The organism is Cryobacterium sp. Y50 (genome assembly GCF_002929805.1).
GTDB lineage: Bacteria > Actinomycetota > Actinomycetes > Actinomycetales > Microbacteriaceae > Cryobacterium.
This window is the reverse complement of the sequence record NZ_PJJM01000099.1, coordinates 78,253-92,579: the sequence shown is the minus strand read 5'-3', so window position 1 is coordinate 92,579 and position 14,327 is coordinate 78,253. Positions and strand designations below refer to the sequence as shown.

Below are 14,327 nucleotides of genomic sequence, written 5' to 3'. Positions count from 1 at the left end.
CCAGCCATGTGGAGAAGTGAGCGTGCGTTCAACCTGCCATTGTGGGCATCCGTTCTGGTAGCGGCCGGCGCCGGCGCCATTCTGGACGCCGGATTTCCGGACCGGGACTGGTGGTTTCTCGCCCCGGTCGGCGTGGCGCTCATGCTCGTGGCTCTGCTCGGACGAAGCCTCGGCACCGGGCTGCTGGTCGGGTTGGTCGCCGGACTGTCCTTCTGGCTGATCCACATCTACTGGATCACGCTGTATCTCGGACTCGTTCCGTGGTTCGCGCTCGGTGGATTGCAAAGCCTGTTCTTCGCGTTCGGCCTCGGCCTCAGCACGCTCGTTCTGCGCCACGGGCCACGTATCTGGCCGAGTGTTTGGGGCCGCCTCGGATTGGTTCCGGTCATCGTGGCCGGGCTCTGGACGGCCAGAGAGGCGATCAGCGCGGTCTGGCCCTACGGCGGATTCGCCTGGGGCCGGGTCGCGCTCTCGCAGTCGGAAAGCCCGTTCGGCACGCTTGTCGCCTGGGTAGGACTGTCTGGCCTGAGCTTCATCGTGGTCTGGCTGAGCGCCCTCGCCGTGCAACTATTGCGAGAGCCAGACCTGGCCCACACCCTGCGGGCAGCCGTGGCGGTCGGCGCGGTCGCCCTCGTGCTCGCCATCCCCGCCTGGCCGACGCTGCCCAGCGGCACGACCCGACTGGCCGCGGTGCAAGGCAACGCCGACGCCGGACTGTTTGCGGAGAATTCGCCCGGTCAGATTCTGCAAGACCACACCTCGGCCACCCTGCCGCTGATCGGCGAAAGCGTAGACTTTGTGGTCTGGCCAGAGAACGCGAGCGACATCGACCCGACCCGGTCGGCGGCGGCGGCGCAGGTACTCGACTACATCAGCACCGAAATGGATGCTCCGCTCATCACGGGCACGATCACCCAACCCGAAGACATCTATTTCAACAGTTCCCTGCTCTGGGAGGCCGGGCGTGGGGCCGTCGACGTCTACGACAAGGCGCATCCGGTGCCGTTTGCCGAATATATGCCGGATCGAGCATTTTGGCGACCGTTCGCACCGGAGCTGATCGACCTGATCGGGCGCGACTACGGCATCGGCACCCGCGACAACGTCTTCGATATCGATGGCGTGCTGGCCGGTATCGCGATCTGCTTTGACATCGCCGATGACCAGCTCGTGCACGAGATGATCGACAGCGGAGCGCAGCTAATTTTGGCCCAGACCAACAATGCCGATTTTGGGCACACCGATGAGAGCGTGCAGCAGCTCGCCATTGCCCGGCTACGTGCTATCGAAACCGGTCGCACCGTCGTGAACATCTCCACGGTCGGGTCGAGCGCCATCATCACACCCAGCGGTGACACTCTGGACAGCTTGGCCACCTTCACTGCGGGCAGCATGGTACAGACTGTGCCGCTCAGTGACACCATTACGCCGGCCATGGTGGCCGGTCGGGGAATCGAGTGGTTGCTGTCGGGTCTGGGCTTGGCCGGTCTGGTGCTCTGCCTGGGCGCGGCCCGGCGACACCGCCAGCCCTGAATCCTCGCGGTTAACCAACGACGACCCCGCCACCACGAGCACGAGTACGGGGGTACAAGCACATTGGTGCGGGGTCGTGCGGGGGTTTCGGGCGGTTAGGCACCAATCTTCTGCTGGCCACCTCGGCGCAGGCGCAATACCGAGAGGCGCTCTTCGAGCAGCTCTTCGAGTTCGTCCCTGGTGCGACGTTCCAGCAACATGTCCCAGTGGGTCCGAGGAATTTTCTCGTCGGAGTGGTCAACAACTACGGGCATGGAGTCGACGAGCCGAGTCGCCGTCCGTGCGCAGTACTTGCATTCCCATTCGTCCGGAGCCTCGGCTTCGGCCGAGAAAATCATTACCGTCTCGCGTCCGCATGCTTCACACCGGTAGGTGTGTCCCACTCGGGGGGAGAAGGTGACGCCTTCTTCGCTCTGCAGGCTTTGTGCGCCCAATCTCATGCCACGCAAACTGCGGTCAGCCATAGTGTGGTCTCCTCTCGCTCGCAATCACAGATCGATCACGATGCCTTCACAGTTCTAAACCATCAAGCTGGGCGTTACCCTTCCCGCTCCCCCCGTTCTGGGAGATAACTCTCAGGTTCGGCGAGTAACGGCGGCCACGGCTAGATCTGCACGGTCCGTGACGAGGCCGTCAACTCCGCTATCGAGGAGTCGAATCATGTCGATTGGATCGTTGACGGTCCACACATGCACCTCGACGTCGATCCGATGCATCATCGCGATGAATCGGGGAGTGACTATGCGCACCGGTCCGAACCGTTCAGGCACCTGCACAGCGACGCACCCCTGCAGTGTGCGTCGAACCAAGGCGGTCAGCCCCAGATTCGTCGCGGCGACCGCCTGGGCCACGAGTGACGATGACGCCGACGACACCACGCCGGGGAGCAGCCTGAGAGCATGCTGCCGCCGTGGTTCGTTGAACGAGGTCACGAGCACCCGTTCCGAAGCCCGCTGGTCGAGAATCGCCCGTGCGGCCGGCTCGGCCGCGGCATCCGTTTTTATATCAATGTTGAACAGTGCGTTCGGAAAAGTCTCGAGAGCATCGCTGAGCGACGTGAACCCCTGGCCCTCGCCCAGGCTGATGCGTTTGAGTTCGACCATGGTGAGCTGATCAATGCGTACGTCTCGGCCCAGTCGCGTCAGGTCGGGGTCGTGGCTGAGCACCGCGACACCGTCGAGTGAAATGTGCACGTCGGTTTCGAGATGCGTGGCCCCGGTCGCGAGCGCCTTCACGAAAGCAAGCAGCGTGTTTTCGGGGGCTTCCAGGGTCATGCCCCGGTGGGCGATCACCCGCGGTTGCGTCCCGCTCAGAAACACCGACCGTGCATTTTCCGCCACCGGCTAGCTTTGCGGCGAAACCGGGGGAGCGGATGCCGTCGGTGTGGCTGCGCTGGCCGCCGACGCCGGGTACGCACCAGCAGTCTGTGCACTGCTTTGTTGAGCACCGTTTTGTTGAGCACCGAACGCGCTGCCGATTCCCTTCATCGCCTCGGAGAGTTCACTCGGAACGATCCAGAGCTTGTTGGCGCTTCCCTCGGCAAGCTTGGGCAGGGTCAGCAGGTATTGGTACGCCAGCAGCTTGGGGTCGGGGTCGCCCTCGTGGATGGCCTTGAACACGGTTGTGATCGCTTCGGCCTCACCCTGGGCGCGTAGCACGGCAGCCTTGGCGTCACCCTCCGCCTCGAGAATGGCTGCCTGGCGGGCGCCCTCGGCGGTGAGGATCGCGGACTGTTTGGTTCCCTCAGCGGTGAGGATGAGCGCACGGCGGTCACGTTCGGCACGCATCTGCTTTTCCATCGAGTCCTGAATGGAGTGCGGCGGCTCGATAGCCTTGAGTTCAACTCGGCCGACGCGAATGCCCCACTTGCCGGTGGCTTCGTCGAGCACGATGCGCAGCTGGCTGTTGATATTGTCCCGGCTGGTGAGGGCCTCTTCGAGGTTCAGTCCACCGACGACATTTCGCAGGGTGGTCGTGGTGAGCTGCTCGACCGCGCCGAGGTAGTTGTTGATTTCATAGGTGGCCGCCCGGGCATCCGTCACCTGAAAATAGACGACGGTATCGATCGAGACGACGAGGTTATCCTCGGTGATGACCGGTTGCGGGGGAAAGGACACGACCTGCTCGCGAATATCGAGGAGGGGGCGCACCCGGTCGACGAACGGCACGAGCAGGTTCAGTCCGGGCAGCAGGGTCTTGTGGTACTTGCCGAGGCGCTCGACTACGCCGGCGTTGCCCTGCGGAATGATGCGAATGGCGCGCACCAGAATGACGATGACGAACACCGCCAAAACGGCGAGCAGGGCGAACACGAAGATCTGTCCGATGAAAGCTGCGGGGTCAAGCATGATTCTGGGTCCTTTCGGCGGTGATGACGACGGCGGTGGAGCCTTCGATGAGATGCACGGTGATCGCCTGTCCGGGATCGATAGATCCGTTGGCGGCGGTACCTGCCGGTTTAACCAGGCGCGCGGTCCAGGTTTCACCGTTGGCCAGCTTGACCAGCCCGCCGGTCTCGGTCACCGTCGCGACGACGCGGCCGGTCATACCGATCAGGGCGTCAATATTGCTTAAAGCCGGATCACCGCCCTTGCGCAGGGCACGCAGCAGGAACGGACGGATGGTGAGCAGGAGCAGCACCGAGAGGCCGGCGGCGACGACGATTTGCAGCCACCACTCCAGACCGAGCAGGTTGGCGGCCAAGCCCCCCAGGCTGCCGATGGAAATCATCAGGAAGGTGAATTCCAAGCTCAGGAGCTCGATCGTGATGGCGACGAGAATGAACACGAGCCATAGAATCCAGAGATAATCAGTCAGGTCGACCATGGGTGCCACTTTCCCCAATCCATTTCCTCTGAAACTAGCAGGTGCGACCGACAACACGTCGGGGGGAGCGGCGGTGCTTGTTGATAAGGTCGTCAGGCGAGTGTGTGGCAGTCGATGCCAGCCTCACCTAAATTCGACGTGAATGACTGACGTGCATGGCTACCGGCGTGTATGCAACAAAAAAGGAGCACCCGTGACCAATCCACTTGCAGCAGGATCACTCGAGGGCAAGCGTGTACTCGTCACCGGCTCCTCCCGCGGTATTGGTGCCGATACGGTCGGGTACTTCGCCGAAGCCGGCGCCAGGGTCGTCATCAACTATCGCAATAAAGAAGTACGTGCGAACAAACTTGCCGACGCTATTCGCGCTGCCGGAGGTACGGCAATCACGGTCGGTGCCGACCTGACCGACCCGGCATCGGTCGCCGCGATGTTCGAGACCATTCGCACCGAATTCGGCGGCCTCGATATTCTGGTGATGAACGCCTCGGGTGGCATGGAGAGCGGCATGGCCGCTGACTACGCCATGACGTTGAACCTCAATGCCCAGGTGAACCTGCTCAACGAGGCGGTCCCGCTGCTCGGCGACGACTCCCGGGTCGTGTACGTCACTAGCCACCAAGCGCACTTCATAAAGACCACCCCGACCATGCCGGAGTACGACCAGGTGGCTCGCAGCAAGCGTGCCGGTGAGGATGCCCTGCGCGCGGTGATTCCGCAGCTCGAAGAGTCCGGTATCGGCTTTGTCGTGGTGTCCGGCGACATGATCGAGGGCACTATCACGGCGACCCTGCTCGAGCGGTCCAACCCCGGCGCCCTCAGCGCCCGCAAGGAGGCGGCCGGTCGCCTGTACAACGTCAGCGAGTTCGCAGCCGAGGTTGTAGCCGCTGCCGTTGAGCCGGTTCCGGTGGGCAACACGCGCTACGTGGGTGACACGGCCGGGTTTACGGGCGAATAACATGACCACGAACACGGCGAACCCGGCATCGGAGACGCAGGTTGCGGACAGTCACGACCTGATCCGCGTGCAGGGCGCTCGGGAAAACAATCTCAAGAACGTCAGCGTGGAGATTCCCAAGCGCCGGCTGACCGTGTTCACGGGCGTGTCCGGCTCCGGTAAGAGTTCACTGGTGTTCGGCACCATCGCTGCCGAGTCGCAACGCATGATCAACGAAACGTACAGCACATTCGTGCAGGGCTTCATGCCGACCCTGGCCAGGCCCGACGTCGATGTGCTCGACGGACTGACGACGGCCATCATCGTCGACCAGGAGCGGATGGGCGTCAATGCGCGCTCCACAGTCGGCACCGCCACCGACGCCAATTCCCTGCTGCGCATTCTGTTCAGCCGGCTCGGCGCCCCATACCTAGGCTCGCCCCAAGCGTATTCGTTCAACGTTGCCTCAATCAGCGGAGCGGGTGCCGTTTCAATCGAGCGCGGGGGACAAACCGTCAAGGAACGCCGCAGTTTCAGCATCACCGGGGGTATGTGTTCCCGCTGTGAAGGCCGGGGATCGGTCACCGATATCGATCTGAGCGCGCTCTACGACGACACCAAGTCCCTGAACGAGGGAGCACTGACCGTCCCCGGCTACAGCATGGATGGCTGGTTTGGCCGGATCTTCACCGGCTGTGGCTTCTTCGATCCCAACAAAGCGATCAAAGACTTCACCAGGGAGGAGCTCGTCGACCTCCTCCACAAGGAGCCGACCAAGATCAAGATCGAGGGCATCAATCTCACCTATGAGGGCTTGATTCCCAAGATTCAAAAGTCGATGCTCACCAAGGATGTTGACTCGCTGCAGCCGCACATTCGTGCGTTCGTGGAGCGGGCGGTGACCTTCACCGTTTGCCCCGACTGCAACGGCACCCGACTCAACGAGGGCGCGCGATCGTCGATGATCAACGAAATCAGCATTGCGGATGCCTGTGCGATGCAGATCAGCGACCTCGCCGGGTGGGTTCGTGGCCTAAACGACTCGTCCGTCGCGCCGCTGCTCACGGGTTTGCAGCTCCTGCTGAACTCGTTCGTGCAGATCGGGCTGGGCTATCTGTCCCTGGACCGGGCCGCTGGCACGCTCTCCGGCGGCGAGTCGCAGCGCACTAAGATGATCCGTCACCTTCGATCTTCGCTCACCGACGTGACCTATGTCTTCGACGAACCGACCATCGGACTGCACCCGCACGACATCCAGCGCATGAACACCCTGCTCGTCCAACTGCGCGACAAGGGCAACACGGTGTTGGTCGTCGAGCACAAACCGGAGATGATCGCGATCGCCGACCACGTCATCGATCTCGGGCCGGGTGCTGGTTCGGACGGCGGCGAGGTGGTCTTCGAGGGCTCTCTCGCCGGGCTTCGAACCAGCGGCACGTTGACCGGTCGGCATCTGGATGACCGGGCCGCAGTCAAATCGACCGTGCGTGCATCGTCGGGTGTCATGCCGGTGCGCGGTGCCAGCGCCCATAACCTGCAGAGCGTCGATGTCGACATTCCGCTCGGTGTGTTGACGGTGCTCACCGGTGTAGCCGGGTCGGGTAAGAGCTCGCTGATCACCGGCTCGGTCTCGGGTCGGGACGGTGTGGTGACCGTCGACCAGGGCCCGATCAGGGGGTCGCGGCGCAGCAACCCGGCGACGTATACCGGCATGCTCGAGCCGATCCGCAAGGCATTTGCGAAGGCTAACGGTGTGAAACCGGCGTTGTTCAGCTCCAATTCAGAGGGCGCCTGCCCCAGCTGCAACGGTGCCGGCGTCATCTACACCGACCTGGGAATTATGGCGGGTGTCGCCATTCCCTGTGAGGTCTGCGAGGGCAAGCGATTTCAGGCATCCGTTTTGGACTATCACCTCAATGGTCGCAACATCAGTGAGGTGCTGGCGATGTCGGTGACGGAGGCCGAGCAGTTTTTCGGTGCGGGGGAGTCACGCATGCCGGTGGCGCACGCAATTCTGCGCCGCCTCGCCGACGTCGGCCTCGGCTACGTTAGCCTCGGCCAGCCGCTGCCGACACTCTCTGGCGGTGAGAGGCAGCGGCTCAAGCTCGCCACGCAGATGGCCGACAGCGGCGATGTCTACGTTCTGGACGAGCCAACGGCTGGCCTGCATCTCGCCGACGTCGAGAACCTGCTCGCACTGCTCGATCGGCTGGTTGACTCCGGTAAGTCCGTCATCGTGGTTGAGCACCACCAGGCGGTCATGGCGCACGCCGACTGGATCATCGACCTGGGTCCCGGGGCCGGGCACGACGGCGGCCGAATCGTCTTCGAAGGAACGCCCGCTGATCTCGTGGCCGGGCGTTCGACGCTGACCGGTGAACACCTGGCAGCCTACGTCGGCGCCTGATCCGGCGCTACCGGAAGGGTGCCAGGTCGGCAGTTCTGCGGATCGGTCACCCCTCTCGGTCGCTCACATGCTTGTGACCGATAATGCACATTATGTCAACAAACGAGCTGAAGCGCGCTTCAACCGCCTCGAAGTTACCGTGAAACGGTCTCCTGCCGCCGGGCATCCTGCCGAATCCGACGCCGCCGAAGCGGTTGGCGTGCCATCGCGGTGAAGATGATGAGCCAGACTCCGAGTGCTACCCAGAGTGTGACGGTCCCAATCTGTCCGACGAGTGGCAACGTGTCGGCCTGGCCGAGGTAGATTCCAGCGACTGCGTACATTCCGACCGGAAAGGCGATGCTCCACAGCGTTGCCTGGTAGCAAAGTGGAACATGACGTTTGAAATGACGCCAGATACCCACGGCGATCAGTACGGGGATGAGCCAGGTGGCAAATGCCCAAAACATCACCGAGATACCGCCGACTAACCCGCGGGTCGCGCTCACCATCGGAGCATCCGCCATTTCCACGATGCGGGCGCCGGCCAGAACCGTGATCGCGCAGGCGCCCATGGACACCCAATACGGCGGGTCGAGGTCCTCTGGGCGCAGCTTATAAAGCATGAGGCGCAGGGAGACGAACACGCCGGCGGCCCCGTACAGAAAAATTCCGACCGACCAGGACAGTATGGCGAGGACCGCTAGCAGCGCCCTGGCCTCACCGGCGACTGGCTCCAGCGCAGCTGCGACCACGGCAACCGACTGGCTGGCCACGACCCAGATGAACCAGGTTCCATTCGCCGAGCCGAGCACGGGACGGGCCGTGCGACCCAAGACGGCCAGCCATGGCACCGCATACCCGAGGACTACCCAGGCCACGCCAGACACGCCGAGGAGAACCGTTGCCGCACCGAACCATCCCTCGACCGCCAACCGGGCAGCAAGCACATTGGTTCCGGCAACGAAGGTAAAGAATTGGAATCCACGGTTCGGATCGTGCAGGTCGTCGAGAAAGGCCGAACGAAAGGCTATGAAACGCCACGCAGTGAGAATCAAGAGCGCCAGATAAGCCCCGGCACAGACCACCAGAAGTACGTAGCTGAGGCCCTCGACTCGGATCAGGTTCATGCCGATCGAGATGATTCCGGTGGCCATGACCATAGCAAAATAGCCCGGTGGCATCGTGCGTACGGCGGAAGCCACTCGTACACGTCGTTCGGACACCATAGTCTCAGGTTAGACCTCGGCGCGATGCTCGCTGACACCCCGGGTCCCACGAGATCGACCGCGAACGGCGCCGGGTAGCCAGGCGGTAATGGAACCCCGGCCAGGTGGTCTCCACTGATCTGCGTGGAACAGCATCCGTCGCGGTCACGGCGCGAATGTACTCGAGGGCACGCTCCAGGGCCATATCGCTGACGGCGGCGTACCCGAACACCAGACCGGCCGGGGCATCCGCTGCACCGGGCGAGGCTGAATAGTCCCGAAGGTCGGCGACCCTGATCCCCGAGCTGCCAGCTCTGAAATCGCTGTGCTGGCCCGGGCCTGGTTTTGCAGGCCGAGCACCGCGTGCAGCCCGCCGTCCAGTGCCGACAGCGTCGTGCCCGGGTGGCCGGGCAGATCGTGACGCACAGCCAGCACCGCCCGGCGCACATCGCACTCCCCTGGCGTGCCGCAGGTTGTCGGCGATTTCCGCACGCAGGGCCAGGGTGCCCTGCAGGGGTGGTTCGCTCTGTGGTATGAGTTTCGCGGTGGCCACTCGCCACGCGGCCGTCCAGGCACGCCCCGACAATCTTTGGGTCGACGGGTATCCCGGTGTCAAATCCAGCAAATCGAGCGGATGCTGCTGACCTCCTTCCATTCGCGGTCACGCCGGCGTCGCGAGGGTTGTCCCGTGAAGCAGGACTGCCACGCGCGTCGGCGCTCCCTGGGTGCTGACCAAACACCCCCTACCGTTGAGCTGCTCGTAGGCCGTGACCACGCTCCCCCGCGACACGTCGAGCCGATGAGCGAGCGCTCGGCTGGACGGTCTGGTCTTCGTGCGCACCCTGTTCGACAGCAGCATAAACTATCGCAGCGCGGTGATCTACGGCCTCCCGACCGTGATTCCGTCGGAGGAGAAGGAACGGGCGCTCCTCGTTCTCTCCGACCGGCTCATGCCCGGTCGAAGCGAAGAGGTACGCCTGACAACGCGCCGCGAATTGGCCGCGACCATCGTGCTGCGTATCCCCTCACCGTTGACGGCGGACGGAACGAAACTTCCCGCCTCTGTTTGCCGTCGCTGAACCAGTGGCAGAGAACTGGCTGTGCAATCAGAATTGCAGATCAGGCGTGCACATGGTGTACAACCATGCCAAATTCGTTGACCGGTTCGAACGCGTCACGATCCCAAGCCCCGGGGTGCGACACCGGACAATTGACCACCGCGTTTCGCGACGAGTGGTCGATGGTATGTTCGCGCATCGCATGACCGCAGATCGGGCACAACCGGAAATCGGTCGCACCCCACTGTTCCATACCGCCTAGGGTCTTCCTATCCTGCATCATGCCATTACGATACGCCCGATTGGACAATATAGCACGTAACTGGTATGCAAAATAACGTGCGGGGTGAGCTAGTCCTCGCCGAATCCGGCTTCCAGCAGGGCCGCGAGGGCGTTGATCGCGGGCCCAGCCGCAGGATCGGTTGAGGCCAGGTGCACGCTACTCCCCCGGGCTAGTCCGAGCGACATGATGCTGAGCAGGCTCGTCGCGTCCGTGCCGTTTACCGTGAGGGGCACAGCGAAGGTGCTTGCGAGGTTCACGAATTCCGCCGCCGGACGAGCGTGCAGACCGTCCTTGTTCACCAAAACCACGGTCCGGGAGATTTCCCCATCACCAGCTAGAACTGCGGTCCCGGCGTCGGCACTGGTCTGGCACGTGTCGGTCGACTGAAGTGCGGTGCGCGCAGCTGCCACGACGGCGTCGAGGTCTCCCCCGATCTCCGCGGCGACCGCCGCCGCAACCCCGCCTTCGACTAGCGGAGCATCCACAATCCGTGCCCGAACCTGTTCCGCTTCGTCGAGAAAATCGCGGGCCGTTTCCGCGGTCAAAATGGCCGAGCCAAGGTCGCACACAATCACCACACCGGCGCCCCCATCCGCCTCGGCCAGTGCCGCCGTGACCTTATCGAAGCTCGTACCGATTGTGCCCTCGTCGGTACCGCCGGCGGCGACGAGTCGCACGGTCGGTGCCATCTGACGCGCGAGTTCAACCAGCCCCGCCGCGATCTTCGCGCTGTGCGAGACGAATACCAGGCCAACCCGGTCAGCGGATGCCGGCATGCTCAGTCCATCACTCGGGTCGCATCGGCCGCGGCGCGTAGCAGGAGCGCCGTCGACTGTGCGCCCGGATCCCGGTGTCCAATCGCCCGCTCACCGAGGTAGCTCGCCCGGCCTTTATGCGCCACGAGCGGTTCGGTATCCTGGGCGCCCCGTGCTGCGGCATCCGCTGCCGCTGTCAGCACGGCCGGTGCGCTCTCGCCGGCCGACTGCGCGGCCTGGGCCGCATCGACGGCCGGACTCCAGGCGTCGATCATGGTTTTGTCCCCCGCCCCGGCCTTGCCGCGCAGCACGATGCCGTCCCTGGCCGCCGTCAGGAGCGCGACGAGCGCCAGACTGTCGAGGGTACCAGTGGCAGCAGTTGCGCCGGCGGCTTTCAGAAACGCGGTACCGTACAGTGGCCCGGCGGCTCCGCCGACGGTAGAAATGAGCGTGGTGGCGAGCAACTTGAGCACGGCACTCGGGTTCGCATCGTCAGCCAGACCGTCGAGTTTGGGCAGGACCGCCTGAAAACCGCGATCCATGTTTTCGCCGTGATCGCCGTCGCCGATGTCACGATCGAGCGTGTTCAACGCGGTGCGCTCGGCGGCCAATATCTCGGCGCTACGCCGAATCCACCGCACGGTCCAGGCGGTATCCAGAGTCAATGCCCCGTCGGCCTGGTCCGAATTTCTTCCTGCATCCGGGCTCATCGGCGCCACCTTCTATCGTCCCCACCGTAGCGCGGCCGTCTGCACCGGTGCGTCCCAGAGAGCGGTGAGCTCCGCATCCAGCTGCAGCACGGAAATCGATGCTCCCGCCATTTCGAGGCTCGTCGTGTAGTTGCCGACGAGGCTGCGCGACACCGTAATGCCCCGCTCGCGCAGTACTTCGGCCGCGCGCCGGAATACGATGTACAGCTCAACCAGCGGCGTGCCGCCCATACCATTGACGAAAAGCAGAACCTGGTCGCCGCTGGCCAACGGCAGGTCCTCCAAAATGGGCGCGAGGAGTCGGTCGACGATGGCATCGGCCGGCTCGAGCTTGATGCGCTCCCGGCCGGGCTCACCGTGGATTCCGATACCGATCTCGATCTCATCGTCCGCGAGCACGAAGCTCGGCTCGCCGGCGTGCGGCACCACGCACGGCGTCAACGCGACCCCCATGGTGCGCACCCGAGAGTTGACTTTTTCCGCTACTGCGACGACGGCTGTCAGGTCATCCCCGCGTTCGGCAGCCGCACCGGTGATTTTCTCGACCAGCACCGTTCCGGCCACACCGCGGCGTCCGGCTGTGTAAAGCGAGTCCTTCACAGCGACATCGTCATTGATGATAACCGTACGAACGTCGATTCCTTCAGCGGATGCGAGATCGGCTGCGGTCTCAAAATTCAGCACGTCCCCGGTGTAATTCTTCACGATGTGCAGCACCCCCACGCCGCCATCCACTGACTGGGTCGCGGCGAGGATGGGATCCGGCGTCGGGGAGGTGAAGACCGGACCGGGAACGGCGGCGTCGAGCATGCCGAGACCCACGAATCCGCCGTGCAGAGGTTCGTGTCCGCTGCCGCCACCGCTGACGATGCCCACCTTGCCTTTATGCGGTGCATCCGCTCGCACAATGAAGAGCGGATCGGGTGAGACGCGCACAATATCGCCGTGCGCAGCCTCGAATCCGGCGACGGCTTCGTTGACGACGTGCTTCGGATCGTTGATGAGCTTCTTCATGACCTGCCATTCGCTCGGTGCTACCACGGATCGATCGGACACTTCGCCCCAAGCGCATTCTCCCACGGTCGACATACGCGCCCTGACCACGTTCGAGCGGGGCTCGAGGCAACTTGAACGAGCGGTTCCCCTTCGCGACACGCGGCGCTATGTTGAGGCCATCCGCTCACCGTAAAGGGGCGGCTTCGGTATCCCCGCGGCGACAGCCTTTTAGACTTGCGAGTTCATTGACGCGGTCAATGTCGACTCCGGCGTTCCCCTGACCCGATTCAAGGTCGACGGCGGAATGATCGCCAAAACATGTTCTTGCAGTTTCAGGCCGATATCCACGGCGCTCCCGTGGTGCGTTCCATCGTCGCCGAGACGACCGCCTGGGGCGCCGCCTACGCGGTCGGCTTCGCGGTCGGATACTGGAGTGGACTCGACGAACTGCGCACAAACTGGCCGGAGGGCAGCCGTTGGAGGTCGAAGATAGATGACGAAAACGTGCAGTAGCAGGCCCCCGATTGGACAGCGGCGGGGGTCAGATCCGTGTCGCCGCCACCCACGCGGACAATTTGGCTGCGGCTGCCCCGGAGTCAATCGCTTCGGCAGCCACGACCATTTTGCTGCGAAAACGATCCAAAATCGCGACCTGCACCTGAGCTGGATCGTTGGCCAGATCGAAGGCGACGAGACCGGCAGCGGCGTTGAGCAGCACGATGTCCCGAATCGGACCCCGGTCGCCCGCCAGCACGGAACGCACAACATCGGCGTTGTGCTGCGGGGAACCGCCAGCCAGGTCGTTAAGCTGCGCCCGCTTGAGGCCGAGGTCACGAGGGTCAATGTCATGCTCGGTTACGAGGCCACGGGAGACCTCCCAAACGTGGCTATGCCCGGTCGTGGTGAGTTCGTCGAGTCCGTCATCGCCACGAAAAACTAGGGCGGTCGCACCGCGAGTCTGAAACACGCCGACGAAGAGGGGAACCCGGTCCAGGTTCGCCACGCCGACAGCGGATGCCTCTGGGCGCGCCGGGTTGCACAGCGGGCCGAGGTAGTTGAACACCGTGGGGATGCCCAATTCGCTCCGGGTGAGGGCCGCGTGCCGAAAGCCCGGATGAAAGGCCGCCGCAAAGGCAAAGGTAATTCCGGTCTCTTCAAAGACCTGAGCCACCCGAGCAGCGTCGCGCGACAGATCGATGCCGAGTTCACCTAATACGTCTGACGACCCGGAAGCTGAGCTGGCCGCCCGGTTGCCGTGTTTGACGACCGGCACACCGGCCGCTGCACAGACGATCGATGCCATGGTCGAAATGTTGACCGTGCCTAACTGGTCGCCGCCGGTTCCGACGATGTCGAGCGCCATCGGATTGACGGGGAGTTCAATGGCGTGCTCCAGCACCGCATCCCGGAAGCCGACGATCTCATCGACAGTCTCCCCTTTGGCTCGCAAGGCCACCAAAAAGGCTCCGAGTTGGGAGGGGCTGGCCTCGCCGAGCATGATCCGTTCCATACTCCAGGCGGCGTCCGCCACGCTGAGGTCCCGACCAGAGAGGAGGGAATCTAAAATATTTGGCCAAGTCTGCGATTCAAGCATGTTTTCGATCTTAGGAGAACGGGCCTGACTCGCCCGAATTC

14 protein-coding genes and 1 pseudogene are annotated in these 14,327 nt (G+C 63.5%); 5 read left to right on the top strand and 10 right to left on the bottom strand.

Annotated elements, in window-relative coordinates; translation table 11 throughout:
- Positions 1-6 precede the first annotated feature (6 nt).
- The gene (lnt, locus tag CXY73_RS15360) at positions 7-1,533 is read left to right on the top strand and encodes an apolipoprotein N-acyltransferase (protein WP_104134973.1); all 1,527 of its coding nucleotides are present in this window, start codon (positions 7-9) and stop codon (positions 1,531-1,533) included.
- Positions 1,534-1,628: 95 nt separating this feature from the next.
- Here lnt and CXY73_RS15355 read toward each other — a convergent pair whose 3' ends face one another.
- The 4 genes from CXY73_RS15355 to CXY73_RS15340 form a co-directional block, all read right to left on the bottom strand.
- Complete coding sequence (locus tag CXY73_RS15355; RefSeq protein WP_104134972.1) at positions 1,629-1,997, bottom strand: RNA polymerase-binding protein RbpA; 369 nt, start codon at positions 1,995-1,997, stop codon at positions 1,629-1,631.
- A 111-nt stretch (positions 1,998-2,108) separates the two neighbouring features.
- Complete coding sequence (locus tag CXY73_RS15350) at positions 2,109-2,873, bottom strand: glycerophosphodiester phosphodiesterase family protein (RefSeq protein WP_233198379.1); 765 nt, start codon at positions 2,871-2,873, stop codon at positions 2,109-2,111.
- 3 nt (positions 2,874-2,876) lie between these two features.
- Positions 2,877-3,881 (bottom strand): SPFH domain-containing protein, encoded by a 1,005-nt coding sequence (locus tag CXY73_RS15345; RefSeq protein ID WP_104134971.1) that lies wholly within the window; start codon positions 3,879-3,881, stop codon positions 2,877-2,879.
- Positions 3,874-4,359: an NfeD family protein gene (locus CXY73_RS15340; RefSeq protein ID WP_104134970.1), complete on the bottom strand. Its 486-nt coding sequence runs from the start codon at positions 4,357-4,359 to the stop codon at positions 3,874-3,876. The genes CXY73_RS15345 and CXY73_RS15340 overlap by 8 nt, the downstream gene beginning before the upstream one ends.
- Positions 4,360-4,552: 193 nt before the next feature.
- Between CXY73_RS15340 and CXY73_RS15335 the strand changes: the two genes are divergently transcribed.
- Positions 4,553-5,317: an SDR family oxidoreductase gene (locus CXY73_RS15335; RefSeq protein WP_104178181.1), complete on the top strand. Its 765-nt coding sequence runs from the start codon at positions 4,553-4,555 to the stop codon at positions 5,315-5,317.
- Between the two features lies 1 nt (position 5,318).
- Positions 5,319-7,703 (top strand): excinuclease ABC subunit UvrA, encoded by a 2,385-nt coding sequence (locus tag CXY73_RS15330; protein WP_104134968.1) that lies wholly within the window; start codon positions 5,319-5,321, stop codon positions 7,701-7,703.
- Between the two features lie 134 nt (positions 7,704-7,837).
- On the opposite strand, the gene CXY73_RS15325 is transcribed toward CXY73_RS15330, so the two are convergent.
- Positions 7,838-8,887, bottom strand: coding sequence for a tellurite resistance/C4-dicarboxylate transporter family protein (locus tag CXY73_RS15325; RefSeq protein WP_233198378.1), 1,050 nt, complete (start codon positions 8,885-8,887; stop codon positions 7,838-7,840).
- A gap of 28 nt (positions 8,888-8,915) precedes the next feature.
- On the bottom strand, positions 8,916-9,443 hold the full coding sequence (locus CXY73_RS21610) for a hypothetical protein (protein WP_146071775.1): 528 nt from the start codon (positions 9,441-9,443) through the stop codon (positions 8,916-8,918).
- 262 nt (positions 9,444-9,705) lie between these two features.
- Between CXY73_RS21610 and CXY73_RS15315 the strand changes: the two genes are divergently transcribed.
- Entirely contained in the window at positions 9,706-9,969 is a 264-nt protein-coding gene (locus CXY73_RS15315) for a pyridoxamine 5'-phosphate oxidase family protein (protein WP_104134304.1), read from the top strand.
- 330 nt (positions 9,970-10,299) lie between these two features.
- Here CXY73_RS15315 and dhaM read toward each other — a convergent pair whose 3' ends face one another.
- Genes dhaM through dhaK form a run of 3 tightly spaced genes read right to left on the bottom strand, consistent with a single transcriptional unit; the run spans position 10,300 to position 12,710 of the window.
- A complete protein-coding gene (gene dhaM, locus CXY73_RS15305) occupies positions 10,300-11,007 on the bottom strand; it encodes a dihydroxyacetone kinase phosphoryl donor subunit DhaM (RefSeq protein WP_104134306.1) in 708 nt (235 codons plus the stop codon).
- Positions 11,008-11,009: 2 nt separating this feature from the next.
- Positions 11,010-11,651 carry a dihydroxyacetone kinase subunit DhaL gene (gene dhaL, locus CXY73_RS15300; RefSeq protein WP_104134327.1) on the bottom strand — a complete coding sequence of 214 codons (642 nt, stop codon included), beginning with the start codon at positions 11,649-11,651 and terminating at the stop codon, positions 11,010-11,012.
- Between the two features lie 57 nt (positions 11,652-11,708).
- A complete protein-coding gene (dhaK, locus tag CXY73_RS15295) occupies positions 11,709-12,710 on the bottom strand; it encodes a dihydroxyacetone kinase subunit DhaK (RefSeq protein ID WP_104134328.1) in 1,002 nt (333 codons plus the stop codon).
- 214 nt (positions 12,711-12,924) lie between these two features.
- On the opposite strand from dhaK, the pseudogene CXY73_RS15290 reads away from it, so the two are divergent.
- A pseudogene (locus CXY73_RS15290) lies at positions 12,925-13,190 on the top strand (FGGY-family carbohydrate kinase); the annotation flags it as partial.
- Positions 13,191-13,233: 43 nt separating this feature from the next.
- Here the strand turns inward: CXY73_RS15290 and trpD are convergent.
- Positions 13,234-14,286: an anthranilate phosphoribosyltransferase gene (gene trpD / locus CXY73_RS15285; protein ID WP_104134307.1), complete on the bottom strand. Its 1,053-nt coding sequence runs from the start codon at positions 14,284-14,286 to the stop codon at positions 13,234-13,236.
- Between the last annotated feature and the right edge of the window lie 41 nt (positions 14,287-14,327).

Coding starts and splice junctions, on each gene's coding strand:
- lnt (WP_104134973.1), top strand. CDS start 7: ATGTGGAGAAGTGAGCGTGCGTTCAACCTGCCATTGTGGGCATCCGTT.
- CXY73_RS15355 (WP_104134972.1), bottom strand. CDS start 1,997: ATGGCTGACCGCAGTTTGCGTGGCATGAGATTGGGCGCACAAAGCCTG.
- CXY73_RS15345 (WP_104134971.1), bottom strand. CDS start 3,881: ATGCTTGACCCCGCAGCTTTCATCGGACAGATCTTCGTGTTCGCCCTG.
- CXY73_RS15340 (WP_104134970.1), bottom strand. CDS start 4,359: ATGGTCGACCTGACTGATTATCTCTGGATTCTATGGCTCGTGTTCATT.
- CXY73_RS15330 (WP_104134968.1), top strand. CDS start 5,319: ATGACCACGAACACGGCGAACCCGGCATCGGAGACGCAGGTTGCGGAC.
- dhaM (WP_104134306.1), bottom strand. CDS start 11,007: ATGCCGGCATCCGCTGACCGGGTTGGCCTGGTATTCGTCTCGCACAGC.
- dhaK (WP_104134328.1), bottom strand. CDS start 12,710: ATGAAGAAGCTCATCAACGATCCGAAGCACGTCGTCAACGAAGCCGTC.
- trpD (WP_104134307.1), bottom strand. CDS start 14,286: ATGCTTGAATCGCAGACTTGGCCAAATATTTTAGATTCCCTCCTCTCT.